Source organism: Ectothiorhodospira variabilis (genome assembly GCF_022227625.1).
GTDB classification, from domain to species: Bacteria; Pseudomonadota; Gammaproteobacteria; order Ectothiorhodospirales; family Ectothiorhodospiraceae; genus Ectothiorhodospira; species Ectothiorhodospira haloalkaliphila.
In genome coordinates this window covers 145262-172223 of record NZ_JAJNAO010000006.1, presented here as the reverse complement: position 1 = coordinate 172223, position 26962 = coordinate 145262, and the positions used below count along the sequence as shown (strand labels likewise).

General features: G+C 56.0%; 27 protein-coding genes. 3 read left to right on the top strand and 24 right to left on the bottom strand.

What is annotated here, in order from left to right; translation table 11 throughout:
- A partial coding sequence (locus LPW30_RS08755; RefSeq protein ID WP_239680645.1) for an AAA family ATPase occupies window positions 1-226 on the bottom strand: 226 nt, incomplete at its 3' end.
- Window positions 227-421: 195 nt separating this feature from the next.
- Here LPW30_RS08755 and LPW30_RS08750 point away from each other — a divergent pair.
- The gene (locus LPW30_RS08750) at window positions 422-568 is read left to right on the top strand and encodes an Rpn family recombination-promoting nuclease/putative transposase (protein WP_239680644.1); all 147 of its coding nucleotides are present in this window, start codon (window positions 422-424) and stop codon (window positions 566-568) included.
- Between the two features lie 23 nt (window positions 569-591).
- Window positions 592-936, top strand: a complete 345-nt coding sequence (locus tag LPW30_RS08745; protein WP_239680643.1) for an RpnC/YadD family protein — start codon at window positions 592-594, stop codon at window positions 934-936.
- A 62-nt stretch (window positions 937-998) separates the two neighbouring features.
- Here the strand turns inward: LPW30_RS08745 and LPW30_RS08740 are convergent, their stop codons facing one another.
- The 17 genes from LPW30_RS08740 to pgl all read right to left on the bottom strand — a co-directional run bounded on the left by LPW30_RS08740 (window position 999) and on the right by pgl (window position 17627).
- The gene (locus tag LPW30_RS08740) at window positions 999-1694 is read right to left on the bottom strand and encodes a sugar transferase (protein WP_238624925.1); all 696 of its coding nucleotides are present in this window, start codon (window positions 1692-1694) and stop codon (window positions 999-1001) included.
- A 223-nt stretch (window positions 1695-1917) separates the two neighbouring features.
- Window positions 1918-2403, bottom strand: a complete 486-nt coding sequence (locus LPW30_RS08735) for a VanZ family protein (protein ID WP_239680642.1) — start codon at window positions 2401-2403, stop codon at window positions 1918-1920.
- Between the two features lie 129 nt (window positions 2404-2532).
- Window positions 2533-3720 (bottom strand): UDP-N-acetylglucosamine 4,6-dehydratase, encoded by a 1188-nt coding sequence (locus LPW30_RS08730; RefSeq protein ID WP_239680641.1) that lies wholly within the window; start codon window positions 3718-3720, stop codon window positions 2533-2535.
- Window positions 3721-3745: 25 nt separating this feature from the next.
- Window positions 3746-4930, bottom strand: a complete 1185-nt coding sequence (locus LPW30_RS08725; RefSeq protein WP_239680640.1) for a LegC family aminotransferase — start codon at window positions 4928-4930, stop codon at window positions 3746-3748.
- Between the two features lie 50 nt (window positions 4931-4980).
- Window positions 4981-5745, bottom strand: a complete 765-nt coding sequence (locus tag LPW30_RS08720) for an ElyC/SanA/YdcF family protein (RefSeq protein ID WP_239680639.1) — start codon at window positions 5743-5745, stop codon at window positions 4981-4983.
- Between the two features lie 10 nt (window positions 5746-5755).
- A complete protein-coding gene (locus LPW30_RS08715; RefSeq protein WP_239680638.1) occupies window positions 5756-6379 on the bottom strand; it encodes a GNAT family N-acetyltransferase in 624 nt (207 codons plus the stop codon).
- A gap of 25 nt (window positions 6380-6404) precedes the next feature.
- Window positions 6405-7541 (bottom strand): glycosyltransferase family 4 protein, encoded by a 1137-nt coding sequence (locus LPW30_RS08710; protein WP_239680637.1) that lies wholly within the window; start codon window positions 7539-7541, stop codon window positions 6405-6407.
- 97 nt (window positions 7542-7638) lie between these two features.
- Window positions 7639-8694 (bottom strand): polysaccharide deacetylase family protein, encoded by a 1056-nt coding sequence (locus tag LPW30_RS08705; RefSeq protein ID WP_239680636.1) that lies wholly within the window; start codon window positions 8692-8694, stop codon window positions 7639-7641.
- On the bottom strand, window positions 8694-9698 hold the full coding sequence (locus LPW30_RS08700; protein WP_239680635.1) for a hypothetical protein: 1005 nt from the start codon (window positions 9696-9698) through the stop codon (window positions 8694-8696). Before LPW30_RS08700 ends, LPW30_RS08705 begins: the two co-directional genes overlap by 1 nt.
- Before the next feature lie 254 nt (window positions 9699-9952).
- Window positions 9953-11125, bottom strand: a complete 1173-nt coding sequence (locus LPW30_RS08695; RefSeq protein WP_239680634.1) for a hypothetical protein — start codon at window positions 11123-11125, stop codon at window positions 9953-9955.
- 203 nt (window positions 11126-11328) lie between these two features.
- Entirely contained in the window at window positions 11329-12288 is a 960-nt protein-coding gene (locus tag LPW30_RS08690) for a capsular polysaccharide export protein, LipB/KpsS family (protein ID WP_239680633.1), read from the bottom strand.
- A gap of 253 nt (window positions 12289-12541) precedes the next feature.
- The gene (locus LPW30_RS08685) at window positions 12542-13678 is read right to left on the bottom strand and encodes a glycosyltransferase (protein ID WP_239680632.1); all 1137 of its coding nucleotides are present in this window, start codon (window positions 13676-13678) and stop codon (window positions 12542-12544) included.
- The gene (locus LPW30_RS08680; RefSeq protein WP_239680631.1) at window positions 13675-14322 is read right to left on the bottom strand and encodes an HAD family hydrolase; all 648 of its coding nucleotides are present in this window, start codon (window positions 14320-14322) and stop codon (window positions 13675-13677) included. Before LPW30_RS08680 ends, LPW30_RS08685 begins: the two co-directional genes overlap by 4 nt.
- Window positions 14319-15194, bottom strand: coding sequence for an NAD-dependent epimerase/dehydratase family protein (locus tag LPW30_RS08675; RefSeq protein ID WP_239680630.1), 876 nt, complete (start codon window positions 15192-15194; stop codon window positions 14319-14321). Before LPW30_RS08675 ends, LPW30_RS08680 begins: the two co-directional genes overlap by 4 nt.
- The gene (locus tag LPW30_RS08670) at window positions 15191-16129 is read right to left on the bottom strand and encodes a phosphoglycerate dehydrogenase (protein WP_239680629.1); all 939 of its coding nucleotides are present in this window, start codon (window positions 16127-16129) and stop codon (window positions 15191-15193) included. Before LPW30_RS08670 ends, LPW30_RS08675 begins: the two co-directional genes overlap by 4 nt.
- Window positions 16126-16902 (bottom strand): acylneuraminate cytidylyltransferase family protein, encoded by a 777-nt coding sequence (locus LPW30_RS08665; protein ID WP_239680628.1) that lies wholly within the window; start codon window positions 16900-16902, stop codon window positions 16126-16128. Before LPW30_RS08665 ends, LPW30_RS08670 begins: the two co-directional genes overlap by 4 nt.
- Entirely contained in the window at window positions 16902-17627 is a 726-nt protein-coding gene (pgl, locus tag LPW30_RS08660) for a 6-phosphogluconolactonase (RefSeq protein ID WP_274521660.1), read from the bottom strand. The genes LPW30_RS08665 and pgl overlap by 1 nt, the downstream gene beginning before the upstream one ends.
- A 1168-nt stretch (window positions 17628-18795) precedes the next feature.
- Between pgl and LPW30_RS08655 the strand changes: the two genes are divergently transcribed.
- Window positions 18796-19494 (top strand): hypothetical protein, encoded by a 699-nt coding sequence (locus tag LPW30_RS08655; protein ID WP_239680627.1) that lies wholly within the window; start codon window positions 18796-18798, stop codon window positions 19492-19494.
- A 212-nt stretch (window positions 19495-19706) separates the two neighbouring features.
- Here the strand turns inward: LPW30_RS08655 and LPW30_RS08650 are convergent, their stop codons facing one another.
- From LPW30_RS08650 to LPW30_RS08625, 6 genes are all read right to left on the bottom strand, one after another.
- A complete protein-coding gene (locus LPW30_RS08650) occupies window positions 19707-20777 on the bottom strand; it encodes a glycosyltransferase family 2 protein (protein ID WP_239680626.1) in 1071 nt (356 codons plus the stop codon).
- Window positions 20764-21783 carry a UDP-N-acetylmuramate dehydrogenase gene (murB, locus tag LPW30_RS08645; RefSeq protein WP_239680625.1) on the bottom strand — a complete coding sequence of 340 codons (1020 nt, stop codon included), beginning with the start codon at window positions 21781-21783 and terminating at the stop codon, window positions 20764-20766. Before murB ends, LPW30_RS08650 begins: the two co-directional genes overlap by 14 nt.
- The gene (locus tag LPW30_RS08640; protein ID WP_239680624.1) at window positions 21765-23060 is read right to left on the bottom strand and encodes a UDP-N-acetylglucosamine 1-carboxyvinyltransferase; all 1296 of its coding nucleotides are present in this window, start codon (window positions 23058-23060) and stop codon (window positions 21765-21767) included. The genes murB and LPW30_RS08640 overlap by 19 nt, the downstream gene beginning before the upstream one ends.
- Before the next feature lie 178 nt (window positions 23061-23238).
- The gene (locus LPW30_RS08635) at window positions 23239-24162 is read right to left on the bottom strand and encodes an ATP-grasp fold amidoligase family protein (RefSeq protein ID WP_239680623.1); all 924 of its coding nucleotides are present in this window, start codon (window positions 24160-24162) and stop codon (window positions 23239-23241) included.
- A 116-nt stretch (window positions 24163-24278) separates the two neighbouring features.
- On the bottom strand, window positions 24279-26075 hold the full coding sequence (locus LPW30_RS08630) for an ABC transporter ATP-binding protein (protein ID WP_239680652.1): 1797 nt from the start codon (window positions 26073-26075) through the stop codon (window positions 24279-24281).
- 344 nt (window positions 26076-26419) lie between these two features.
- Complete coding sequence (locus LPW30_RS08625; protein ID WP_239680622.1) at window positions 26420-26962, bottom strand: hypothetical protein; 543 nt, start codon at window positions 26960-26962, stop codon at window positions 26420-26422.

The following is a 26962-nucleotide window of genomic DNA, read 5'->3' as shown; positions in this document are numbered from 1 at the left end:
TGTAGAGTCCGTCGAACAGCGCCTGGCGACCCTCGAACAGGCAGCGCAGGGTGTCGAGCAACAGGCTCTTGCCGAAGCGACGGGGGCGGGAGAGGAAGTAGTACTTATTCTGGTGGACCAGGCGCTCGATGATCGGCGTCTTGTCCACGTAGTAGTACCCCCCCTCGCGGATCTCGGAGAAGGTTTGAATGCCGATGGGGAGTCTGAGCCGCTGTTGGTCAGCCATGCCTGGCCCTCCAGGGACAAGTCGTGTGCCGGGGGCAGTCTATCATGGTCGGAGGGAGTTAGAGCCTCTCTCCCGCTGGGGGGGAAAGAAGAGAGTCAACGTGGGCTGTCCCGGCCTGACCGCCGACTTCACGCACTGCCTCCATCCCTCTCTGATCGGCTACCCTATGGGCCCACCCACCCCGATACCCAGGCCATGGGCAACACCCTCCCCAACCCCCACGACACCCTGTTCAAGGCCCTGCTCGAAGATCCCGAACGGGCTGGTACCCTGCTGCGCGAGAGCCTTCCCAAGGCCCTCACCGACAAGATGGCCGGTGATCCCCGACCCGGCAGATATTGATTTACATCGTCCGGGTCCACACAATGACCGAAGATGAATTCAGGCAAGGGGTGGCCATGGCCAAACCCCATCTCGTGGAGGCACTCACCATGTCGCTGGCTCAGGAATGGATGGATCGCGGCGAAGCCAAAGGGCTCCAGAAAGGCATTCAACAGGGGCTTCAACAAGGCCTTCAACAGGGCCTTCAACAGGGCGAGGCCCAGACCCTGCTGCGCCAGATCGAGCGCAAATTCGGCGCCCAGGCCAGGATGCACTGCCAACAGCGCGTCCAGCAGGCTGATGAGACTCAATTACTCCAGTGGATCGACAACATCCTCACCGCTGAACACCTCGAAGACATCTTCCAGGACGATTCCTCCCTGCAGTAACCCTGGCCACGGACCTGGCCCACAAAAAGGGGTTTGCCCCCTTTTTGTGGGCCCTTTTGCTCCTACACCCCCGCCGCCACTACCCACCCCCCAGGCAAATACCCCCGCAACGCCTCCGGCGGTGGCGGCAGATCCGGGAACGCCCGCCAAAACACACCACTGCGCGGAAACAACACCACCCACACCGTCAACACGATCAACAAAAAATAATTCCGCAACGTCCGATGCTGCACATACCACTCCTCCAACTGCCCCTTGTACGGCATGATCACCTGGTCATACAACGCATCCGCATTCTCCGCGTCGTGCATCATCCGCTCCTCCGCCCGGAACACGATTGACCCCACACCCGACAACCCCGGCGGCACCTTCACAATCTCCCGCTGCGACGACTCCGGAAACCCCGCAAAACACCGCAACGTCTGCGGCCGCGGCCCGATCACGCTCATATCCCCACGCAGGATGTTGATCAACTGCGGCAACTCATTCATCTTCGTGGCCCGCAAAAACTTCCCCACCGGCAAAATGCGCGGATCATCCTGCAAGGTAATGGTCCCCGTCCCCAGGTTCGGGCTGTCCTTGAGCATGGTGGCAAACTTCAGCAACCCGAACGTCTTCCCGCCACGCCCCACCCGCTGCTGCACAAAGAAAATCTCCCCCTCCCCCGTCAACCGCAGAACGATCACCACCGGAATCAACAAAGGCGACAACACCAGCAGCGCCAACCCAGAAAACAGCACATCGAACACACGTTGCATGGCCACACCCCGAATAGCAGACACGACAAAACACCACGGCCCCTCGCACACGGCGAGCCATGGATTCACTTGAAAAAAAGAGTAAAGCGACGGCCTGCAGCAGGAGGCTGCCCCGTCAAGAAATGGCGGGCGTCACACGCACCTCGAGCCCACGAACCCCCTTCAGCCCTGGACGTCTGAAAACGACCCCGGCCTCACCCCCGAGGTTTCACGCACAACCCCATCAACCAGCAAAAGGCCTCGACCTGTGCGGCGTGAACCACAACAGCACCAACCCGATCCCCGCCCCCAGCAGATTGATGCCCACATCCGTCAACGACGCATAACGCCCGTCCACCAGCAACTGCAAACCCTCAGTCCCGAACGACAGCGTCACCAACAGACCCAGCAACACCCACACCCCCAGATCCGCCCGCCACCAGCACAGCCAGGCCGACACCAGCGCGAACAGGATCAGGTGGGCCCATGCACTGGTCTGCTGGGTGACCAGATCCGACTCCTGAGACCAGGGCCACCAACTGGACACCAGCCCTGCCCCCTCACGGATCACCTCCGGCGGCAGAGTCATTCCCGCCAACAGCAAAGCCATCGCCGCCAGAAAACCCAAACGCCAGAACCACGGCATCGGCCGGGCCAGATACCAGGCAGCCAGCAGCACACCCGCACAGATCACATACACCCAGAGCATCACCTGATCATCCGCCTCCAACCTTCACCCCAGCCCTAGTGGGAGCAAGCTGGCCCAGAAAAGCCCATAAAAGGGGACAGACACCTTTTCCCTTCTGGAAAAGGTGTCTGTCCCCTTTTATGGGCTGCCCCTCTTCTGAAAACCAACCCCCTACATCCGCCCATCCAGATACCTGCCCGTCTCCTTATGGGCAAAATCCGGAATCATCTCATTAAAAAGCGCCACCAGATCCGGCTTATCCCAAACCCCAGCCTCCTTCAACTCACCAATACGCGCCTCAAACCAACCCAGCCGATCCGCATCAAACACCGCCTCGTTCCTGATCACCCCCACCGACGCAAACCGCTCCATGTCCAGCACCTCGCGATCCGTGAAAAACTCCTCGAAATCCTTCTCCCCCGTCGTATCACTGTCGAAGAAATAACAAGGCCAGCGCCCGGTCGGAATCAACTCCGCCGCCCGCCCCCGGGCCTCATCCTCCGTCTCGCACACCTGGGGCTCATACCCCCGCGCCCGCAGATACTTCACCGCAATCTCCGCAAAGGTGATCAGATGCAGCTTCTCACTCAGCTTGGGGAAGAAGATGTCCCGATTCCCCCCCAGCAGACACGACATCAGGCACAACTCCCCCGACTCCTGGGGCGTGACGAAATACCGCCGCACATCCCGGGGCGCCGAGATGGGCTGACTCTTGGCCAGCCGCTGATTGAACCCATGCAGCAAACTCCCATCGGAAAACGCCACATTGGCAAACCGCGCCATGGAAATCGGCAGATGCGCACTCTCCCGCATCAGGAACATCTCCATGATGCGCTTGCTCGCCCCCATCATGTTCACCGGGTTGGCCGCCTTGTCGGTGGACACGCAAAAATACTTCTCACTCCCCTGCTCTCGCGCATAAGAGAGGGTGCGCCGGGTGTTGAGAATATTCACATCCACCATGCGCATCAGCGTGAACGGATCCTTCTCACTGCGCACATGCTTGAGGGCCGACAGGTTGAGGATGTAGTCATACCCCCCACTCCAGCGCATGAAGGCCTCGAATTCCACCCCACCGCAATCGATGGCAAAGGTACGGAAATCCCCCTCGATATACCCCAGCGTGCTGCGGATATCCCGCACCAGCTCCACCATGTTGTTCTCGCTGATGTCCACCACATGCAACACCCGAGGATGGCGCTTGAAGATCTCCCGCACCACCGCCTGGCCAATGGACCCGGCCCCGCCGATCACCAGAAACCGCCCCCCCTGCACCAGGGACGACAGTTCGGCCTCATGGCCCTGGATGTCCACATCAAACAGCGGCTCCGACCGCCCGATCAGGTCAAGCACGTTCATCAATCACCCCATCCATTCACGTCCATCACTCAGCCCCGGCAACACCCGGCAGCGCCCCGTCCGGCACACTGGAAGGCAGATTCACCACCCTATCCTCCAGCCAGCGGGCATTGTCCAGGCCATCGTGCTGACAGTCCTTGAACATCTCCAGGCGATGCATCAAGCGCCACACCGGGCGCGTCATCACCCCCTGGGCATTGGTGTACTCCAGAAAGGCATCCCGCTCGGCACTGGAATCCAGCACCAGGGCATTGAGCCAGTAATTGGCCCGGCCCGCCTCGCGCTCCACCACAAAGCTCAGCCCCCGCGCCTCGCACATCCGCGCATACGCCCCCGCCACCTCCCGCTTGGCCGCCAGCATCTCCGGCAACCGCTCCATCTGCGCACAGCCCAGGGCCGCATTCAGATTGGGCAGACGGTAGTTGTACCCCACCTCATCATGCACATACTCATAGGCATGGGACTGCTTGGCCGTGGTGGTCACATGCCTGGCCCGCAGTGCCAGACCCTCATCATCGGTAAGGATCATGCCCCCGCCACCCGTGGTGATCACCTTGTTGCCATTGAAACTGAGCGTGCCCAGCCGGCCGAAGGTGCCCGTATGCCGATCCCCCGCCCAACTGCCCAGGGACTCGGCGGCATCCTCCACCACGGGAATGCCGTATTCATCACACAGGGCCACGATCTCCCCGATCCGGCACGGATGCCCGAAGGTATGCATGGGCACACAAGCCGCCAGCCGACGCCCCGTGAGCCGGTTGTAACACTCCCCGCCCCGGCGCTGGGCATGAGCCTCCAGGAACCGCCGCAGCGCCTGGGGGCCCAGGCCCAGGGTGTCCCGATCCACATCCACAAACACCGGCTGTGCCCCGCAGTAGCGCACGGCATTACAGGTGGCCACAAAGGTGAGCGCCTGGGTGATCACCTCATCCCCCGGCCCCACCCCTGCCAGGTGCAGGGCCATGTGCAGGGCCGCCGTACCGTTCACCGTGGCCACCGCAAACCGCGCCCCGGTAAACGCCGCCACCCGCTCCTCAAACTCGCCCACCCGGGCTCCCACGGACGACACAAAGTTCGAGTCGATGCAGTCCACCAGATACTGGCGCTCGCGCCCCTCAAACACCGGCCGATGCAGGGGAATGAAGCCCTCGCCATAGAGAGCCCGGACTGCGGCCACCACGGCAGCGAAATCAGCTTGCCCTGTGGGCATGCACACACCTCACAAAAAAATGGGAATCGACAGACAGGAGCCGACACAGCTCAATGATCCAGTTCCAGAGCCATCAGCCCCATGTATTCATAGAGCGCCCGCTCCGTCTTGCGCAGATGCTGGGCAGACGGCAGCCAGAAGCGCAGCGGGGAACCGGAGCGATCGCCAGTCTTGAAGCGGGTGGGCGCCGGGATGGGCTCCAGCCCGGCCCGCTGGAAATGCAGCACCGCCCGGGGCATGTGCGAGGCCGAGGTCACCAGCACAAAGCGCTCCCCCGGTGCCAGCACCTCACGCACGGCATAGGCCTCCTGGGCGGTGTCTACCGGGGTGTCCAGCATCACCACCCGGGAAGCCGTCACACCCAACTCCGCTGCCGCCTGGGAATACCCTGCAGCCACCGGCTCCCGGTCCGGATCACGACTGGCCCCGCTCACCAACAACCGGGCCTGAGGCAGGGCCTGCACCAGGCGCACGCCTTCCAGCAGACGTTGCGCCGAACTCTCGCTCAATCGCATGGAAGCAGGCCCCGGGCCATCCGGGTTCCAGCCGCCGCCCAGGACCACCACGGCGGTAACACCCTCCAGTGAAGCCGTATCCGAGAGGGGTGGATGACGGGATTCCAGCGGCGACAGCAAGCCCTCCGACACCGGCCCCCAGGATGCCAGCAGCAGCCCCAGGATCGCGGTGATGACCAGGGTACGGGCGATGCACCTGCGACCGATCCACCATGCCAAGACGCCGAGCAGGGTGAGCGAGGCTGCCAGGGGGAGAGGCATGATGAGGGCGGCAGTGAGGGGTTTGAGGGTGTCGAGCATCGGGCTTTACTCATACGGCCAATTTGGGTGCTTCCAGACTGCCGGGAGGGAATTCAATCATCAGGTAGTCGTTGGGTAGATCTCCCACAACGCGATACTGGGTGACCGCCTCATGGGACTTCAGTGATGCGGCATTGTGACGACTGATCGTGGAACGGGCGCGCAATCCGGCCATGGAGGCCTGCCAGTAAAGGAAACCGACAAGAAAGCGTCCCAACCCTCGACCTGTGTGGCCGGGCTCAACCAAAAGCCCTATGAACGCGGAACCCGTCGGCGAAAGCTTCAACAATGCGTAAGCCACCAATTCATCCTCAACAAACAACCCATAGGTCATGAAGGCACTGGAGCGCAGCACCCTCTCCAAATCGGCAGGCTCGAATCCGTGAGGATGGAAAAAACACAGATGCGACTCAGGCATCCGCGCCAGAAAACGCCCCAGGCATTCGACATCATCCGCCCCCAATGGCCGCATGAACGCTGCTTGGTCACCCACAGCACCCTCAAGCCGCGCAACCGCCAAAGCTCGTGAGCGGCCACATGAGAACCGAACCCCGGTAATTGCCCGGGCCAGGGCCTCGATGCCGCGGAATATGATGGGGAATCGTTGTTTGATTAGATAGGCTAGGCGTTCCATTGAATGGTCTCCATAGTTCCAGGGGTTACAAGCCCGTCGCCTCAAGAATCTGCTCATTCACCCGATTCACATCAAACCGCTCACGCACCATCCTTACACTCTCATCACCCATGCGTTCCACGGCCTCATCGGGCATCTCCAACACACGCATCATCGCTTGATAAAGAGAATCCGCATCCCTGGGCCTGACCAACAATCCGTTCACCTCATGCTCAACCGTCTCCCGACATCCCGGGGCATCTGTGGTGATCACCGGCCGCCCCATGGCCATAGCCTCAAGCACGGAACGGGGCGTACCCTCCCGGTAGGAGGGCAGCACGTAGACGCGGCTCTCTTCCAATGCGGGCCTCACATCGGATAACTGCCCCCTATATTCCAGCACGCCTTCCGCCTCCCAGTGGCCCAGCTCCGCTTGGCCGATCGAAGCTGGATTAGCATCAAGTGCCCCACCCAGCAGAAACCGAGCCTGCGGCACCTGCTGCTTCACGCGCTTGGCCGCCTCGGCATATTCCCGCACGCCCTTATCGGCCAACAAACGAGCCAGCATCAGAAAAACCGGTGCCTTTGGTAAAGGTTGCCTGGAATACCACTCCATATCCACTCCCGACCCATGGACCCGCACCGTCCGAGCTCGATCTTTCACCAACCCCAGTTCCAGGAATAGATCCTGATCATCCGGGTTCTGGAAAATCACCCGATCCGCCGAAGCCAACGCCTGGCGGTAGAGCACGCGCGTCACGCGATTTAAAAGCCGGCGACGCAAGCCGCCGCCCTCTGTGAACGCATATCCCAACCCGGTAATCATTGGAAAGAAACGTCCGCTCCCACCCAGCCTGAGCGCCAACCCCGCATAAATCACGGGTTTGGCGGTATAAGCAATCACCACATCCGGCTTATCCTTACGAATCAGCTCGCGCAGGGCCTTTAAAGTGCGAAGATCCTCGAGCGGGTTCATGCCACCGCGTGCCACGGGAACAGGGTGGAAGGGTATGCCCCAGGCATCCAGGACTGGCCTCACCTCAAGCGCGAGAACGTCATCCGGGGCTGCTGCCAGGACAGTGTGTTCACGTTTCTGTAAGCACCGGAGTATGGGGCCGCGGAAGTTGATTAATGATTTAGAGATACTGCCGATGACGAGTACTTTGAGGGCTTTTGGGGGCATTAGGTAATATCAATCGCTAAAGAGGTGAATGAAGGATCAAACCTAATTAATCAATTTTCACCCAAACAGTCAGGTTCGTAACAATTTCCGTAAACGCCTACCCGGGAACCTCTTCCCCACGAGTGACTTCGTCAATACCCAAAAAAACCACATCCGCAACTTCATCCATGGTCATCGATCTCATCCCGTGACTCTGCCTAAGCCTTTCGAACTCATCCAATATATCTTCCAACGCTGTCAAGTTTTCGTCCATATTTTTCCCAAAGTTGTGCGGATGCCACCAAAGATGAAAGATCTCCCCACTACGAGCCGCTGCGCGAAGACCTGCCTTAACGCGATGCCGCCGCAATGGCTCGAATGCTCGTAACTTGTGACTGTAAGGCCGAAGCAATTGGCTCGCACGCACATTCACCAATGAACCTTCTCTCAGTGACGACCATGGCACGGTGTGATGGCCTGTGAGATTAACAAAGCTATCAGCAAGTCTTAATCCCCTTATCACTGCCCGCAGTAAGCGATAATTCCCTGGTAGCCCAAATAGGCCTCTAGCTGGGTTTCCACGGTACACATCCAGGCCCACCGTGTGAAGTACCGCTAGATAATCTGGAAGCACCTGATTACGAGGGAACACAAATGATCGACACTGCACACCTTCCCGGGAAGTAATCGTGCATGCAGCCTCCAGATCCGCCTGGAACGAATCCACATCCTGCCCGGCCTCGTCACAGTAGTAGTGTGAAAAAGTATGACAAGCCAATTCCTGACCGGGTGTATCTTTTATCATTTGAACCAAAGATGGTGCGAAATGTAAAGGATCCTCCTGCTCAGAAGTGCCTAAGGGGAGTCGATACGTGTCCACCGCCTTGTTGTGATAGGCTGGCCGCCTCGTCGGCACGAAATGCGCCAGATCCTCTGCCCCATCTGCGAATAACTTGCCCACAGTCGCCCAAGTCGCGCTAATTTTGCGGCGTTGGAATAATTCCAGCAGCCGCGGAACCACCTCCCGTGCGCCGTAAAGGTTTGCGTTGTATGGGTGCTCCGGATGGTCAACACGCTCGCTCACTCCCCAATGAAGCTCAAAATCGAGTGAGATCACAAACGCCGGCGGCAGCGATTCGTGCGCCAGAACTGCATTCTCTGTACTTGAAACCATCAGAATGTCTCCAGATCACCCAATGTGAGTCTCCACGAGGCGCGGTCAAGGTAGACCGGTGCATCACCTGACATGGTCACAGGCTTCACTGCCAGGTTCACGTTACGCCATGGCATAGGAATGAAGCCGCGTGAAATCGCTGCACGACGCATTGGCCCTCTTGGGAGCGGCCCCATAACGAGGTAAGCCCCACGTGTTTGTAAGCGTACTTCGCGAAGTAACGCCCTGAATGAACTGGCAGACTCTGTTGGCAAACTATAATCCACCAAAGCCACGCCCACTTGTCCCTTGCGGCGGTCCTCTCGTAGTATCGCCCAGCCCTCGGATGACTGAAGGACCGAATAGGTCAAATTCGGGTGTTGGCCATATCGCCAATCCAGAAACGCGGCATCTTTCAATACAGCCAGACATCCCGGCGGCACCTTATTAGAAGTAACTTCTTCTAGAATACAACCACAACCATCGTAGCGCTTAAGTCTATCAAGACCCACTCTCCAACTCTCTGCTGAGTGAAGCAAACCGAAACTTGGTCTAGGGCTTACCCACAGTATGGGATGCCCAAGTAAGCTCCACCCCATCTTTTGATTTCCTGGCCCACTGCAACGGTTTGGAGTATTAAATATTATCCCGATACCAAGTTTAACGAGATTTTCGACAGAAAGCTTAGTGAGGTGAGAAAAAATACCACATCGTTGCCATTGGGGGTGCACTACTGCATCCACAGCCCTGACAGCCATCACCTCCGCATTATTGTCATCAATTAACCTCCAACGCATAAAAGGCCTGAGCGCAATCAGCTCGCCCTGCTTGCTATACCCAGCCAAACCCAAAGAAGGGCCCGCAGGATTGATTTGGTGCTTCCAGAGCCATAAGGCTTCACTTTTTTCACGTCCAAATGCGTCACCCATCACCGTCGTTAAAAGCCCCGCTGCATCTCGGGGGGCGACCATCTGAATGGGCTTAACAACCAAATTCTGCCAAACGGAATCTTCTCGTACTCTCATGGCAATCTCGTACACATATGTGCCCGCTCCGCTTTTTGACGAGTTTTGCCACGTCCGGATTGCGCGGTCACAATACCTTGCTGCAATCCCTTGCTCGGTAATCTATCCATATCCGTAGCAGCTCTGTCAATTTACTAATTTTAATAAAGTAAATAGCAGGTTTTTAATAAAGTAAATAGCAGGTGAAGCGATTCTTTTCCCAGCCGAGCGCATTACGCATCATGAATTTCAAACAACCAGCGGCCTCCTTATGATCATGAACTATTATTAGCCCTAAGCCTGCCAGATCTACTAACCACGGCACTGCCCGCATTACGCCGACACTTATTATATTGATACCAAATCAACATAAGGAATATCCAAAACATCGTAGACCGTAAACCCATATGCGTTAACCCGTAAAGCATCGGCGCTCCAAAAGCGATCCACGCTTCAATTGGAGTACCGCGCAAAGCACGCCAAAATACGAGGATTAGCAAACCAAACCCCACTACACCATATGAGAAAAATACATTACCCAAAGATGAGTGAATCTCGCCTACTTTGTAAGGGGCGAATCGATCGTTTACTCCTTCACCCGCACCAAGGACCCAATACTGAGGGAATGCGAGAATTCGTTCATAATTTCTCTCTCCTTCTATATCATCAATCTTTGTCTCCATCCTGTCTATCCGCATGGCAATTCGGTCCGTCAATACACCTTCCTGAAATTGATCAAGATAAAGAAAAGAAATAAAAATAATTGGCACGGGAAGCGCCAACCTTACCACTCCACCGATATTCCGCCAGTTCGCTATAAGTACGGCAAAAATCAGGAGCAAGAGTCCGCCCCAAGCAGCAAGCGAGGTAGGTGCAATTGCACCAAGGGTACCTGAAATCAACGCAGCTACAGACAAAGGACGAAATTCCATATGGAAACGCTGTAGAACCAAAATTGCTCCAAGAGCACACAGCGAGAAATAGGCTAATTGATTAGGATTATTGAAAAACCCAGTTAGCCGCGCTGGAGTCGCAGCATATCCAAGGATGCCACCCCCAACAATTTGAAGAAGCAGCCCTAACCCGGAAATAACCAGCGAAATCTGAATCAGCTTTAGCAAAAAAACGGTAGAATTTGACCTTCTACTCATAAACTGAATTAAAGCAAAAATAATCACCAAATTAAAGAGATAGTAAAGAGGGTGAAGCAATGAAATTTCGGGGACAAAAAACGACCAAGACAACTGAACAATAAATATCCACATCACAAGAACAAGTAGCGGCCCAATAAATTCACGCCCAATTAAGGGCTTCTTGTTGATGACCAAATGACCTAGAATCAAAACTGAAAAGATCACGAGAAAAAGGTCGGTAATTTGAGGCTGACCGCTGGGAAACATATATACTGAAGCGAGCCCCACACCTAGCATCAGAAAAAATTTTTCCATCACGAATACTCTAAATGGACCTTCGACTGAAAAATCAAGCCACTATTCGATGTAAACTTCGAACCAACACCTACGTCGCAACACTTACTGCAACGCGCAAATAATCGAGTCTTATTATCAGCCATTTACAATCCGACTGATGACTAATAAGCACGTAGCTTTGGTTGTACTCAGGCCTTCACAAATCCAAAACCCACATCGACTCAGGCTTTTGAATCAGTAGCAGAAGGAAATTTACCTTGTTTGCAAGCATGAACAATAAGATTTGTGATAAGATCAGTCGAGTCGCCGAGCTCAAGGTGATGACCAACATAGGCTCCCGCCCGCGCTTTAGCCTCTTCTTCAGGCATATCCAGAAGCTCATCTAAGCCGCTGCTAAGATCTTCATTGGCCGAGAGAGGAACAGCGGCTCCAGCGGAAACATAATCGTGAGCGAAGCCGTAGCCGGGAATCTCGAGAACGCCTAATGGTAGATTAGAACGAAGCGCTTCCAAACCTACTGTAGAAGCCAATATGATCGCCGCTTGAGCTGCCCCAAATAAGGTCGATAGCGGAATCCGCGGCGGAAACAGAATGCGATCGTGCAGCCCATGGCTGCGCACAGCGTCCTTAAACGGCGCTAGATTTTCCGCTGGATGTGTTCGGACGGCGATACGCATTTTGGGTACTCGCTCGAACGTAGAATGAATACCCGCCAAAAATCGTTCGAATAGGGCTTCCTTCTCAACAGAGGTACAAAACGCTTGGGCGTCAATAGGGTTAGAGAGATACAGTATTAAGGGGCCATCCAAGCCTTGACTTGCAAGCCAAGCAGATCCCTCATCACGGTTTTTTTCAATGTCTAGAGCCAAGAAACGTGGTGTGCCGGTGACATGTACTCTCTCTCGTTGTACTCCAACCCGAAGAAAGTGTAGCGCGCTGCCCTTCCCCCAAACTGCGAGATGCGCTCCAGAGAGGCCATAGGTGGCACGTTCCTTTGCCGGGAGAGGAAACCTAATCCCTTCTTGCATAACCAAGACAGGACGACCAAGGGCCAGCAATAGCGAACAGATACGGTTGTATGGAAATGCCACATCATTGGGCAGCACAAATACATCGGCTCGAGCAACCCGCGGCAGAAGTAGAGGAAATAACCCACCAAACCACACCGCGTTATGTAACAATCGTCTCCTGCGCGAGGGTCGTCCGGGCATCTCAATACGCACCCCTGGCTGCGACCGAGGTGAGACCGGCCACAGCCTCCTTATGGGAATATCCCACTCACGACAAAGTTCTATGGGGGATGACAAGCCTCTTATTTCGCAGAGTGATAGAATCTGTGACTCGATTCCTTGTTTGCGTAACCGTGCAGCCACAGGCGCCATGGCCTCCGCATGGTGGGTCGGGTTCGTGAGCAGAAAATTCACCATAACCATATTAAGGCCTCTGGCAGTCAGGGTACCCGCCCAACATCGCCACTTCGTATCGCGTGATTGACTGCTCGAGGCAAAACTTCTGCACAGCATCCCTCCCCTTCTCACCCACTGCGCGGGCTTTGGACGGATTAGCCAAAAGCCAGGCCAGGTGATCCCCCATGGCTTCGTCGTCACCCACATTCACTAAGAAACCGTTGTCACCCGGCTGGCTGATGATCTCGCTTGGCCCCGCTGGGCAGTTGGTGGACACGCAGGGCGCCCCAAGGGCCATGGCTTGGATAAGGGCCCCCGGGAGCCCCTCTTCTGTCGACGAAAGTACAAAAGCTCCAGCCCGGGCCATATATCGAAAAGGATTTTCATCGAAGCCTGGAAGATCGAAATCCTCTGAGATCCTCAGGGCCTTGGCATGCGCCATTAACGACTCGCGCAGGGGGCCTTCGCCAAGTATTAAAAGTCGTGCAGGGTGCCGAGCACGTGCCTTCGCGAAGGCCCGCAATAAAGTGGCATGGTCTTTTTGATCCACCAAGCGCCCAGCCGCCACAACCACTGGCACGTCACTGTTGAAGAAAGGATGACCCACAGGCTCCTTTGCCGCCTCAATCACGTCAGGCCCGACTACCGGGTTGTATACGATCTGTACCCTTTCTAGCGGCAGGAACAGTTTCGCCATGAGATCAGCGCGAACACCCTCCGATACTGCGGTTATGCCGTCGGCAAAGCGATAGAGAACAGCCTTGATAGGCACCTGAGCGAGACGTTTCGGATGTCTATTCCCGTGAAGCAAGACGTTGCGCTCCGAGAGAACCAAACGCGCCTTGGGTGCCCCCACGGCTCGGGCAACCACGGCAGGCATATTCATGCCGCTGCATGTCGAAAAAATAATGTCAGGTTTTATCCGACGCAACGTTCTGGAAAGGGAAATCCATGCCGACCAGAGCGATGCCGAGCCTAGATCCAGAACCTCCACGTCTCTTGGTACGCGGGGTAGCAGAGTTCCTTCCGCCCGCATTAAGCCTAGCATCAGCTCATAACGCTCGCGGGAGAGTTGTTCTAGAAGGGTGAGTGTCACCCGATCGGCACCGCCCTGTCCTAATCCCGTCCGCACCAACAACACTCGCTTGCGGCGGGTGATGCTCATAGGCTGGCCTCATTCACGCGAGCAGGCAGATCCTTGAGATCTGGAGATCCGACCACACCTAGGGTCCGCCACCGCTGTTGCATAGACGCCCGAACACGTGCGAAAAATGGAACACCCACTGCCTGCGAGGCAAGGTAATCAGACTCACCATCGCCAATAAAGAGCACTTGAGCCGGCGAAACGCCTTCTTGGCTCATAATTAAACGGAGTAAGGTGGACTTTTCACGGGGTGACCCATAGACGCCGCGGAAGTATTGCGAAAGCCCACGCGCCCGAACAATCTCCAATAACTCATCTTCTGGAGTGCCCGACGCGACATAGAGGGGAAAACAAGGGGCCAAAACCTTAAGCGCCTCCCTGGCCCCGGGAACGAAGGGGCAAGACAGGACTTTAGAAAAGCATAGCTCAGAGAAATGCTGTCCAAGGCGTTGGCTTTCTTCTTCATCCAGTGGTTTGCACAAAAGGTTTTCGTAGATGAACCGAAATTTCTCGAAGCGAGAGATTCCCACATTATCCAGATGATGAGCCCGGATCGCCTCATGATGCTCCGGATATTCTGGAAACAGTGCGGCGAAGGCCTGAGTTTTTATGTCATTAGACTCCAAGATGACACCATCAAAATCAAAGACCAATACCTTCGTCATGAATACCGCCCCTTTGCTTCGATTTCTTCTATCACCTGCAACAGGCCCTGGCCAAGGTCCACATGTGGATTGGCCACCAACTTATAACCGACCTTTGGCGTATAGGCATAAGGTGTTATTTGGTAGTGGCCATGTTTTTCATTCCGATAATCCACTTGTAACGGTGCGCCCAACATCTCTTCGAACATGGTGAAGAGATCCCCGATACGCATACCTGCAGCCCCGGTAAGCACCAAATGCCGATTCCGAAACTCCATATTTAAGGCCTCAACACTCAAGCGAGCCGCATCGAGCACATGGATATACTCCCGCTGATCACCAGGCCCGCCCGGATGGGAGACCCTACGCTCCTTGATTGCCGACTGGAGCAAGCGATACACCCCGTTGCTTTCGTCTGCCCGCGGGCCGTACAGACTGCCATAGCGAAGGATTGTGAAGTCAATGCCAAAATGGCGCTGGTACTCCTCGATATACCCCTCGCAAGCCTGCTTACTACATCGGTAAAAGCTACCTTCACGGCTATAGACGTAGACCGTGCTTGAAAAAAGGAATCGTGAGACGCCTGCCTTACGCGCCGCCTCCAGTACCCTTACCGTTCCCAACACATTGAGCTGCACGGTGTCCAAGGGCCGACTTTTTGCATCATTAAGATCAGCCAACGCAGCCAGGTGGTAAACCACATCCTGACCAACCATTGCCTCACTGAGCACCTCTTCATCAAGCACATCCCCCACGATCTCTAGCTGATCTTTGCGGCGGTGGGGTGAAGGACGCCGATCAAAGAGAGTAACTGCATGGCCCGCATTGCTGAGCGCATCTGCCACATGGCTGCCCAAAAAACCCGACGCGCCTGTGATCAAAACCCTCTTCATACTGCCTCCGCGAACGCTAGTAGCGCATTCTCCACTGCCTCAGCCTCCATGCGCACTCGCGCTTCCATGGCGTAGGAGCCAATATGTGGCGACAGTACGCAGTTACTAAGCTCTCGCAGTGGGCCAAAGTACGGCTCCTGCTCAAAGACGTCGAGATATGCACTCGCGGATGGATTAGCTTGCAAAAAACGCAGAAGATCCTCCTCGACAATCACATCACCCCGCGCGGTATTTACCAAAACAGCCGTTGGAGGTAGTCGTTCCAGCAGAGAAGTATCTATCATTCCCTTAGTATCAGCGCCTCCGGGCAGGTGCAAGCTCACTACCTCCGCGCGTTCGAATAGCTCTTGGATAGTAAGCAATTCCACGCCTTCCGCCTCTGCTACGGCAGGGCTAAGCGCAGGATCAGTTGCCAAAAGCCTTACATCAAACGCCGTGAGCAAATGCTTCAGTGCCCGCGCCACACCTCCATAGCCCACGAAGCCCACGGTTCGTCCGCGTAAAAGTCGCCCCATGGGCTTTTTCCAACTTCCTGACCGGACGCCTCTATCAGCAGCACTAAGTCCTCGGCAGAGATCGAGTATGCCGGCCAAGGCTAACTCCGCGACCGCATCGACATGCGCGGAGGGGGTGTTGCGCACGGTGATGCCCAAGCGGCGAGTAGCGTCGTGATCGATCTTATCCATACCCATGCCAACCCGAGAGATCACCTTAAGGCGCCCCGCGAGCTGCTCAAGGACGGTGGCGCCGAGGGGCTCAGTGCCAGCAATAAGAATGTCATGATCTCGAACCTCAGTGAGTACTTCCTCGGCTTTTAGCGCTCTCCCAAAGGGGTTGAGACTGATCTCGAAGCCCGCTTCCTGCAAGCGGACGATGGGTGCTTGATCGACGGTACCAAATGAGGATGTAGAGATGTAGGCGCGTTTATCAGTCATATGTCGCTCTCCTGGCTTTCGGTACGTGCCCGCGAAGTCCACTCATCTTCGATGGCTCGTTGAATCCGTTCTGGATACCGAATCCACCATTCGTGAAAAGGCACGTCAAAAGGGCCGTTAATATCGCGTCCGGTAATCCATGGCCGCACGATGGGATAAACGTTCTTACCCATCCACCACCAAGGACGTGGACCCTCCTTCGCGTCGACACAAGAGTGACGGAATGCCCACACTCCTTGATCGTAGTAGTAGGCCTTGGGGTAAGACTGCCGCTCGGTTGAAACCGTGGTGTCATTGAGGTTGCCATAGGGACAAACCTGGCCGTCGCGAATCTCCAATGCCCTTAAGGGGTGGTCATCGCCAGCCTCCCAGACTGTCATGACGGAATCAAGCTCATCGCGCGCCTCAAGTAACGACACGGCCTCATCGATAAGAGGTCCATCAATCATCACTGTGTTGCCCAAAAGCACGACAACGTTCCGCAGGTCCGGGTGGCGTGCCCGCACATGATGCACATCGTATTGGATGACATCACCATGATTGACATGGTCACCGGCTAGCTCCTCCGGCCGATCAATCACCTCGACGCCCATATCACGAGCCACAGCGGCTATTTCCGCACCGTCAGTATCAACAAATACACGATCTATTCTTGCGGCTTTTTGGGCGGCATCAATAACATATGCCAAGAGCGGCCTGCCATCCAGCTTCAATATATTCTTTGAAGGGATTGACTTGCTTCCTGCGCGGGCTGTAATAATTACAACGTTCATTATTTATCCTCAATTAGCGAGCAAGGTAGTTCGCTGGCGGCAGCTGTATCTAGAAGAAAGGTGACTTGGGGAGCTCGCCGTAAAACTTCCGCCGCAACCACATCCGACTCGCCGGCAACTGTACGGGCGAGTATTGCGGCCTTCCTATACCCTGATACCAAAAAGTAGATATGCTCGGCACGCTCCAATAAAGCGAGAGTAACCGTTAATCTTGGGATCTCTTCACCTAGTGGATGTACCGCGACGCAAAAAGCATTGGCTGGGGCCTTCGAGGCGGTACTGTCTGGAAAAAGAGAGGCAACATGCCCATCCTCACCAATCCCCAGTAAAATAGTCCCAGGACGCTCCTGCGAGAAACGCTGTCGCAGTAATGCGTCATATTGATTTGCGCCTTTATCCGGAGTGAGTTCACCCTCCATGCGGTGCACTCTTCCAGAACAGGGAACAACGTGATTCAATAATGCATCATGGGCCATGTGATAGTTACTGGCCTCGTGATACGGTGGAACGCACCGCTCGTCGCTGAAGAAGATATCTATCTCGCGCCAAGGCAGATCTTTTCGAGCACGCATTGCTAAATAGGTAGACTGAGGTGTAGAACCACCAGCGAGAAAGAATGTGTGTGGGCCACGCCATCGGCCTAGTGCATGACCTAATACTTCTGCGGCACCTTCGGAAAACTTATCGGGATAAAAGATACGTAGCTGACCAGGCTTTACTAGCAAGATATTCTCTCTCAAATGACCCCAAGCAGCACAGAAAAAAACGCTAAAATGAAATAGGGATATAAGAATTTAAATCTGAAGAATTCAAGGGCAAATAGAGCGCTTGCGGTTCTTTCCAAGTGAGGGGTACAAGGGGGACAGGCACTCTTGACCTTGGCACTCTTGACCTTTTTGCTTAACTATTCGCCTGCTGCCGCTGCGCCCTATGCCCCTTTTTCGCTTATCCTCAAGGCCCTGGGCCTGCCCCCCCATCAGACGCCCATTTCCCCACTATCGGGCAGTGGATTTTGTACGGCTCTTCCGTTCCGGAGTCCGGAGCGGACTCCACCGTCAGGGTGAGTTGGTAGCGCTTCTGGTCGCTCTTGAGACGGGCCATTTGAAGCCGTGTGCTCGGGAGTCAGTGCGAGATGGCGCTGAGCCTCGATTCTGTTTGCCGCCTGATGAGGTGCCCAGCGACGCGCGTTGGCGGCGAGATCCACCCACCGGATCGGCTGCGTCTCGGACTCCAGCCGGGGTATTGCGCGGCGGTCCAACACCCCGGTGCCTGTCCCTGTGTGTGTGTGTGTGTGTGTGTGTGGCCAACACCCCGGTGCCTGTCCCTCTGTGTGTGTGTGTGATCCTGAACAGCTGCACGATCTGCTCGCGGCTATATCCCAGTTCGTACAGCAGCCGAACCAGGGGGATCTTGACCTCCTTGCACGTGGCACCATCCTTGACGCGCTTGGCCTTGATCTGTGCCATCACCACCAGGGCAAAGATGTTGTCGCTGGCTTCCAGGTCCGCCCAGCGGGCTTCCCAGTTGACTTTACCACGCTCTATCCCGCTTCAAGACCGGCCCTTCCCTGCGCTAATCTATCCACAACCCGGCCACCGGATCGGATCGGGAATCATCGTCCAGGAGGGACCCATGCCACGCCCCCGTAGCCAACAGATCTCCATCACCGACACGCCCTACTACCACGTGGTCTCCGCTGTGTACGGCGCACCTTCCTGTGTGGACAGGATCACGCCACCGGCAAGAGCTATGAGCACCGCCGGCAATGGATCGAGGATCGGATCCGGCTGCTGGCCTCCCTGTTCGCCCTGGACATCGCCGCCTATGCGGTCATGTCGAACCACTATCATGTGGTGGTCAAGCTGGACCCCGCCCAGGCCGAGCACTGGTCCGATGACGAGGTGCCCGGTGCTGCGGCGCTGGAGTTGTCTGTTCAAGGGGCCGCTGCTGGTCCAGCGGTATCTGGCCGGGGATCCGCAGGAAAGCTACGAGCTGGCCCAAGTGGCGGAGTTCACCCAGTGCTACCGGCAGCGACTGGCGGACCTGAGCTGGTTCATGAAGTGCCTGAACGAGCCCATCGCCCGGCAGGCCAATCAGGAGGACGGTTGTACCGGGCACTTCTGGGAGGCGCGGTTCAAGTCCCAGGCGCTGCGTACCGAGGCGGCGCTGATCAGTTGCATGGCCTATGTGGATCTCAACCCGGTGCGGCCCGGAATGGCGGCCACACCGGAAGCGTCGGAACACACCAGCATCCGGGAGCGGACCACACCCCGGTTCGACTTGGCCCAGGCCGTGCGTGAACAGGTGCAGATGGAGGCCCTGCTGCGGTTCGATCGCCCGGTGAAGCCGCTGCTCCCGTTTGAAGGGGCATTTGCTGACCGGGAACAGCCCGGCATCCCGTTCGCATTTGAGGATTACCTGGCGCTGGTGGACTACACTGGGCGGGCCATCGACCCGAAGAAGAAGGGCGCCATTGCCCACACCCTGCCGCCGATCCTGCAGCGCCTGGGGTTCACCCCGGATCAGTGGCTGAACCAGAGTACGCGGTTTGAGGTGTTGTACCGGCTACAGCGACGACAATCCATGGTCTGAGAGCCTTTCTCCCGAGTGGTTGCTTCCCTGCGGTGGCCATGCCGAGGCAATACCGTGGGTAGAGTTCAGTGGAGGGGGAGAGATCGGGGAAAATCGGGGCTGAAGACGGTCCAGGACGGGCATCTGGGCTCAGCCGAGCGGGTTCGGGGGTTGTCATAATGGCGCGTTATGCGAATATCCGACTCATACAGTCAAGATTGCCCAAACAAGAGTCAAGAGTGCCTGTCCCTCAGCCAGCCCACCCTCTTTTCGCTAACAATTGGCTCAAATGCTCGCCGGTCTTTGAATCCGATTCTTCCGATCACCCATTTAGCAAGCTGCTGGAAGCTCTTTGACACCGATGATATTGCAGTCAGCCCAAGCACTAGCACCCCTTTTGTGGTGATAGACTCATCGATTGATTTGCGGGCTAGAATTGAGGCGCTATTCAGGTGGCCATAATAAAGGTATTTAGCGGACATCTTTGCATATAGATTTGCGAGACGGCGATCTTTATCTCTGAAAAGGCCAGCCTGCATACCATACATATCAACCGGATCAGAACCCCAGCGATCACGATGAGTAGCGCATTGCCTTGCAAACACGGATAGTGTTTGCTGAGTGAGCACTTTCTTGGCAGATGCAGAGACTCCATCCGCTTCAAAAGTTCGCCGTTGGTAAAGTACCTCGGGGATCAGAGAAAAAGTACCTAGCTCACTCAACCTTAGCCACAGATCTCTATCCTGAGCGAACCGAAAAAATTCACGATACCCACCGACTTGCTCATACTCAGAGCGCCGGAACATCACTTCGCCATGGGTGAATGAATTCGACAACAAAAAGTCATCTCTTGTAATGCCTTCACGAGGGATACCTGTAATTACGACCTCCCCTACCTTGCCGTCTTGATCAATAGTACACTGCTCTCTCAGACAGCCCACACCGACGCAGGTAGGATTTCTATGCAAGTATTCAAATTGCAGCCTCAGTCTCTCGGCAAATGAAATATCTCCAGCACCCTGGGTTGCGATTATCGGAGCTTTAGCCTCTGATATGGCTCGGCGGATGGCCCCAACGAAGCCAGTATTCTTCTGATGAATCACCCGCAAACGGGGGTCATCATAGGAGTCTAGAACCTGCGCAACTCTGGGGTCGGTGCTTCCATCATTGACAATGACGACTTCAAAGTCCCCCAAGTCCTGTGCGAGAAGACTATCAACGGTATCCCGGATGTAATCCGCACGGTTATACCAAGCACAGACGACCGATACCTTTGGGGTTGGACTTTCATCATGATTTACCATTAGCCAATCTCTTTGAATACCTGGGATATTTTAAGAAAGAGCCAGGGGGCGCTGCATTATGAATAGAAATTACTTGCCCTCCAAGTGTAACGTAACGTATTTCTGGTTCCATTCTATACCCGGTGGCGGCACATACGGTATCCCTAACATATAAAATTAGACGTAGCATGTCATCAGCGCTCGCCTTGCCAGCATTAACAAAGAAATTAGCATGACACGGTGAGATAAGTGCATCGCCTATCCTATAGTTTTTTAAACCTAGTTTTTCTATTGCCGCTCCTGGTGGCCCGATATCTGCGTACATCTCAGGGTTACTTTTGAAAACGGACCCGCAATTAGGTTGCTTACGAGGGAATTTACGACTGCGCTCACGCAGGATGGATAGCATCTCTCGACGGATGCTCTCTGGCTTAGGTGCGCGGTTAAACAGGAGCTTGGACGCTGCCACCACCGCGCCATTCCCCTGAAACACTGACTGGCGATAGCCAAAGAGACAGGCATCGCGGTCTAGGGTAAAAACACGGCCCTCAGGGTCGACCGCAGTGACTGAAACCACCGCGCTGCCGATGCCCTTGCGCTGACTACCGCCATTCATGCATATCAGCCCACCTAGAGTGCCGGGGATGCCGCACGTGTGCTCAGCACCAGTTAGGCCCGCCTGCATAAGTCGTCGTGCAAAATGCGGCACCCAGATACCTGCTTGTGCCATAACGGTGTCACCGGAGATACTAATGGATGACATCTTTCGGCCCATGCGAATACAGATAGCTCTGAGTCCCTCATCAGCGAAAAGAAGATTTGAAGTGTCGCCAATGACGATGCTGGATAGGCCTTTCTGAGCAATGAAAGACCTCAATCTGCATAGCTCATCTAGCGAAGAGGGCTCGACAATAACATCCGCTATTCCGCCGATACGCCAGCGGCTGATCTGTGCAAGTGAGACATTTTGGTGCACGCCCGCAGGGCATATATTGGAAAGCTCGGCGATCAGAGTGTCCTGTGACATTCGGCACCCAAACCCTTTAATTTCTCTATAATACGGTCGTATCCACGCAAGATTTGCCAAGAATCGTGGATCTTCGTCTCGCCTTCGGCTGTTAATCCGCAAAGGATTTGTGCCGCACCAGCACGGAGATCAAGGGCGCGCACATCTGCTCCCTTCAGGCATCCACCTTGGCCATGAATACAAAGCATATCCCCTCGCACTTTATACTTAAGACCCATCCGCGCCAGCTCCTCGGCATAGGCGTAGCGGCCTGGAAACCGTAGATCGATGATGCGTGACTCACCTGATGCGTGAGCAGCCCAGGCGGCCAGAATTGGCTGAACGTCCGAGTTGATGCCTGGGTGGGGCCCGGTGCTAATCTCCAGCGGATAGCAAGGCCCTCCCCGCACTATGACTGATCCATCGCCATGATAAAGTCTTGCGCCTGCGGCTTTGAGATGTGCCAATACGACTTCCATGTCGGTGGTTGGAAAGCCTTCGATCTCTATGTCGCCACCAGTGATCGCAGCCCCCACCAGCCATGTGATTGCTTCCATGTTGTCAGGGATGACAGCATGTTCCGCGCCACCAAGTTCCTCGGCACCAGTAATTTCTATATGCTCATGACCAAATACGCGGATAGTTGCGCCCATCTTTCGCAGCAGTACGATGAGGTCGAGGATTTCAGGTCGGATATGCGGGTTCCATATGCGCGTTACTCCCTGGGCTAGACTACCAGCTAAGAGTGCGTTTTCCGTGGCCCCGGTTGACCGGATGCGCAAGTGGATATCAGCCCCGATCAACCCGCGGGGGGCGGCGGCGCATAGCGTATCGTTCTCTGCCCAGACTTCTGCGCCCAAACGGTCCAGCAAGTCTACATGTAAGTCATATTGCCTCTCTCCGAGTTTACATCCGCCCGGCAGGGGTACGGACCCTGCCCCAGTGCGAGCAACCAATGCACCAAGGATCAACAGTGTGTTGCGTATTGAACGACCTTGCCAATTCAGCGTCGAGGACAGTGCTTTGGCCTGCGTAAGGGTAATCTGGTCATGGCCATGCAAGTCGACTCTCTTCCCTAGCAATTCCAACATTTCCACATGAACCTTCGCATCCAGCAAGGTAGAGGGGTAATTATTAAGAATCAGCGGTTGGTCGGTCAGTAGGCTGGCTGCCAGATGACGCAGTGCGGCGTTTTTTGCGCCCGAGAGGCGCACCGTGCCGCAGAGGCGGGCAGGGGTGATGGTCAGTACGTCCGCCTTCTCGGAAGACAGTTGCAAACCTGGCATAGGAATACTCACTTTGTATTTCCTTTCTCAGACTGACATATCAGTACGTTCGATACTATCGAAACTCACTGGGTTGGCTGCTCAAGAATATGCCGTCATGCTGGGTTTTTCGAGGGGTGGGAGTGTCAAGGTACATAGCTCAGGAATTTTTCGGAAACAGTGACGGCTACAAAGAGAGCGTCGAGAAAGCTCAATTTTCATAATTCCAATATGATCCTAATTCAAAGTCAAATTCACAAGGATCAAAAGGAGAAAAGCCATTCGCAGGAGTTTGTGTTATTTCACCAAAGTAAATATCGCCGTCCACTACGTATAAGTCAACTCTCACAAAATCAAAGTAGCCACCAACCTTCTCGGCTGACAGAATTAATTGCGCAAATTGCTCGGGAAGCCTATGGTTTCCGTTTTCTTTTCCGACCCTACGAATATCAAGATGATTTCCCTTAGGGTCAAAATGTGTAACCTTCCTATTCCCTTTGCTACCAGACCAAACCTGTACCAAGCGAACCTTCCCGTGAAAAACAAAAAACTTATAATCGCATAAGGGCGCCAAATCGCCTACCTTACTTAGATCATGTTCAGCAATAAACCTACGTGGCATTTGAGTTTGTGCCCAGACCAAACGCTTCGGGTGATATTCTGCTCCAAGCCATTCAGTGAGCTTACCCTCTATCGCTCGCAAATTATGCGAGTCTTCAGTTGAGATTTTAATATTCTGACCCGATGCCCATGCTGCTTTAATAAATATACTTCCTGAGCAATCTAGCTCGCGCACAAGCGCAGGATCACTAAAAGTAGAAACCATTGGGATTAGGCGCACATGTTTATCCAGTTGTTTTTCTTTAATCCATGTCCTCGCACTTACTTTTTCCGTGACAATTGGCCAAACTGGATTTCTGTCGAAAAGCCTGCGATGAGTCGCTTTTTCATTAAATGAACGCGGACGCTTAAGATCAAACTGATACCCCAGCGCTACATGTGCTTTTTCCCGCGTATATTTGAAATCTGTTCGCATTTCGTAGTCCAACATTTCGTCATAGTTGGAAGGAAAATCTATAAGACGCCACCACTTCATCCGAAGTCGATGCTTTAGTTTTTCGGCACGAATTGACATGATTTCTCCCTGGCTCTGGGATCAACGCGAGTGATATCAAGGCTTGGGGGCTTCGCCTTTCGCCTGCAGGCCAGCTTCCACGGAGGACATGTTGGGTGGGCGGGGGCTGGACACCATCACCCCGCCGCCGATCCCGCCATGGCCTTGAATTCAGCATGCCCATCCAGCAACTCTTCATACCCACCCGAGGCCACCACCTCCCCCTGCTGCAGCATATAGATCCGATCACACCCCTTCACCGTGCTCAGGCGATGCGCGATGAGAATGATGGTCTTCTGTTCATGCAGGCTGTTGATGGCTTCCATCACGGCCTTTTCGGTCACGTTGTCCAGGGCGCTGGTGGCCTCGTCGAATACCAGGATGGCCGGGTCGTGGTAGAGGGCGCGGGCAATGCCGATGCGCTGGCGCTGGCCGCCGGAGAGGCGCACGCCCCGCTCCCCCACTTCCGTGTCGTAGCCCTGGGGCAGGTCATTGACGATGAAGTCGTGCACCTGGGCCATGCGGGCGGCGCGTTCCACGGCGGCGGGGTCGATCTGCTCCCGGGGAATGCCCAGGGCAATGTTTTCGGTGATGCTGGCGTCGCTGAGGAAGATGTCCTGGGGGACGTAGCCCAGGGTTTGCTGCCAGGCGCGCAGGTTGTCGCGGGTGATGGGGGTGTTGTCCACGCTCAGGTGGCCCTGGGTGGGCTGGAGCAGGCCGAGGATGAGGTCCACCAGGGTGGTCTTGCCGGCACCGGTGCTGCCTACCAGGCCCACGGACTGGCCTACGGGAATGCTGAGGTCGATGTGGTTCAGGGCCGGGTTGGGGGCGTTGGGATAGGTGTAGCTGACCTGGTTGAGCTGGATGTGCTGCTGGGGGATGAAGGGGCTGGGGGCGCGTTTGTGGATCTCGGCCAGGGCAGCGCGCTGGGTGAGGTCTTCGTGCAGATCGTCCACGGCAGCGGCGCCGAAGCGCAGGTTGCTCATGCCGGAGTAAATGTGCTGCAGGGCGGGCATGAGCTTGTAGCCGGCGAAGGCATACAGGCCCAGGATGGGCAGGAGTTCGCCGACGTTGCCGATGGTGGCCATGAGGAACAGGGTGAGCGCGAGTACGCCGCCGATGGCCACGGCCTCGATGCCATACCGGGGCACCTGGGAGAGGGTCTGGCTGGTGGCCACGTGACGGGAGAAGCGCACGGAGGCGGGGCGGAAGCGGGAGAGGTAGGCATATTCCCGGCCCAGGAGCTTGATGTCCTTGATGCCGCCCAGGGCCTCGCCGGCGGTGGTGAAGCGCTCGCGGTTGGCATTGGCACGCTCGCGGCCGATGCGGCCCAGCAGGCCCTGCACACTCAGGTAGATGGCCACATACAGGCCACCCATGACGGCGGCGATGGCGAGTGCCATCAGCGGGTCGACGATGAGCAGGAGGGTAATCAGGGCCAGGGCGACGATGATGTGGGACAGGGCCGTGAGGCCCGGTCGGAAGACCTTGCCGACCACCTGATCCACCTCGGACAGGATGCTCTTGGCCATGTCGCCGCTGTGGCGGTTGAGGAAGTAGGCGTAGGGCTGGCGCAGGTAGGTTTCCAGCAGTCGTTCGCCCAGGCTGTGGCGGCGCATCTCGATGAAACGGTTCATCACATAATGGGTGAGGATGCGGAACACGGCGGAGATGAGCATGAGGGCGAAGATGGCGCCGCCCAGGGCCATGAGAAAGGCCTGGGTGCTGGTGAAGCCCAGGCCTTCGTAGAGGCTGGCGAGGATGGCGTTGGTGTGCACCACCTCGGGATTACCGAGTACGGCCAGGAAGGGCATGATGGAGGCCACACCGGCGGTTTCCAGCAGGGCCATGAGGATGACCATGGCGAGCACGAGGCTGCCCCGGCGGCGTTCTCGGGGGGTGAGCAGGGCCAGGGCCTTGGAGAACACTGTGATCAAGGTTTGGGGTCCGGGTTCATGTGGTGGGCTATTGTGGGGACTTTCAGGCACGCTACCGCCATCCCCGTGCACCCTTGAGTGCAAGGAGTTACCTGCTCCGTGGGCGTTTGCAGGCCCTGTGGTGCGGGTCGGCGGCTGTCATGCAGCCCGTATCTTTCATCAGCGGGGGTGGCTGCGAGGTAATTTCCCGGCGCATAGCTCCATCACGGGGTTGATCACGCACTCGTCCAAGCGCTGTCTTGCCGGAGTCATCTCCCCAATACAAAGTGTCAGCCGTGGACCGAGAGGCACTGCGCAGTGCTCCCACACGCGGTAATTGTCGAGGATGACCTGGCGAAGCTTCACTTGGTGGGCTGACAGGATTCTGATGCTTCGTTGGAGTCGCGAGCCTTGAGCATATACATGGGAATGGGGATGGGGGGGATACCCATACGGGCACACGTGCCCTGTACATATTCCCGCCAGTAAGGCCAGATGTGATAGCCCACGTTGTAGCGAGAAAATTCTTCAAGCGCGGGCCGCAGCGTTTCGTCTTCGATGCCGTCACGGATGTCGTATTCGGCGCAGAAATCCGCCGTGATCTCCAGGTACACGTCCTCTTCATCCACTGGGGCAGTTTCCGTCACATTGGCATTGTCCACGAGACGGACACCGGCCTGGAAGTGGCACATGGCTATGCGGCGCGGGATCGCTTTCGTCTGCTCCTCAAAACCCAGGATATCGATCCTGGCGCCCGGCTTGCCACGGAACTGGGGTGTGAGATCCAGTTCATCATCAAGATACGGCGGAAGAACGCCCTCCTTGCAGCGGATGTGGCTGCCGCGCAGGTGAACCGCGCGGATACTCAAGGCCTTGGTGGCGATCTCGATGAGTGAGCGATCCAT

Bases quoted from the DNA above. Each gene is read 5' to 3' on its own strand.
- LPW30_RS08750 (WP_239680644.1), top strand. From the start codon at position 422: ATGGGCAACACCCTCCCCAACCCCCACGACACCCTGTTCAAGGCCCTG.
- LPW30_RS08745 (WP_239680643.1), top strand. From the start codon at position 592: ATGACCGAAGATGAATTCAGGCAAGGGGTGGCCATGGCCAAACCCCAT.
- LPW30_RS08740 (WP_238624925.1), bottom strand. From the start codon at position 1,694: ATGCAACGTGTGTTCGATGTGCTGTTTTCTGGGTTGGCGCTGCTGGTG.
- LPW30_RS08730 (WP_239680641.1), bottom strand. From the start codon at position 3,720: ATGAACGTGCTTGACCTGATCGGGCGGTCGGAGCCGCTGTTTGATGTG.
- LPW30_RS08725 (WP_239680640.1), bottom strand. From the start codon at position 4,930: ATGCCCACAGGGCAAGCTGATTTCGCTGCCGTGGTGGCCGCAGTCCGG.
- LPW30_RS08720 (WP_239680639.1), bottom strand. From the start codon at position 5,745: ATGCTCGACACCCTCAAACCCCTCACTGCCGCCCTCATCATGCCTCTC.
- LPW30_RS08715 (WP_239680638.1), bottom strand. From the start codon at position 6,379: ATGGAACGCCTAGCCTATCTAATCAAACAACGATTCCCCATCATATTC.
- LPW30_RS08710 (WP_239680637.1), bottom strand. From the start codon at position 7,541: ATGCCCCCAAAAGCCCTCAAAGTACTCGTCATCGGCAGTATCTCTAAA.
- LPW30_RS08705 (WP_239680636.1), bottom strand. From the start codon at position 8,694: ATGGTTTCAAGTACAGAGAATGCAGTTCTGGCGCACGAATCGCTGCCG.
- LPW30_RS08700 (WP_239680635.1), bottom strand. From the start codon at position 9,698: ATGAGAGTACGAGAAGATTCCGTTTGGCAGAATTTGGTTGTTAAGCCC.
- LPW30_RS08695 (WP_239680634.1), bottom strand. From the start codon at position 11,125: ATGGAAAAATTTTTTCTGATGCTAGGTGTGGGGCTCGCTTCAGTATAT.
- LPW30_RS08685 (WP_239680632.1), bottom strand. From the start codon at position 13,678: ATGAGCATCACCCGCCGCAAGCGAGTGTTGTTGGTGCGGACGGGATTA.
- LPW30_RS08680 (WP_239680631.1), bottom strand. From the start codon at position 14,322: ATGACGAAGGTATTGGTCTTTGATTTTGATGGTGTCATCTTGGAGTCT.
- LPW30_RS08675 (WP_239680630.1), bottom strand. From the start codon at position 15,194: ATGAAGAGGGTTTTGATCACAGGCGCGTCGGGTTTTTTGGGCAGCCAT.
- LPW30_RS08670 (WP_239680629.1), bottom strand. From the start codon at position 16,129: ATGACTGATAAACGCGCCTACATCTCTACATCCTCATTTGGTACCGTC.
- LPW30_RS08665 (WP_239680628.1), bottom strand. From the start codon at position 16,902: ATGAACGTTGTAATTATTACAGCCCGCGCAGGAAGCAAGTCAATCCCT.
- LPW30_RS08655 (WP_239680627.1), top strand. From the start codon at position 18,796: ATGACGAGGTGCCCGGTGCTGCGGCGCTGGAGTTGTCTGTTCAAGGGG.
- LPW30_RS08650 (WP_239680626.1), bottom strand. From the start codon at position 20,777: ATGGTAAATCATGATGAAAGTCCAACCCCAAAGGTATCGGTCGTCTGT.
- murB (WP_239680625.1), bottom strand. From the start codon at position 21,783: ATGTCACAGGACACTCTGATCGCCGAGCTTTCCAATATATGCCCTGCG.
- LPW30_RS08635 (WP_239680623.1), bottom strand. From the start codon at position 24,162: ATGTCAATTCGTGCCGAAAAACTAAAGCATCGACTTCGGATGAAGTGG.
- LPW30_RS08625 (WP_239680622.1), bottom strand. From the start codon at position 26,962: ATGGATCGCTCACTCATCGAGATCGCCACCAAGGCCTTGAGTATCCGC.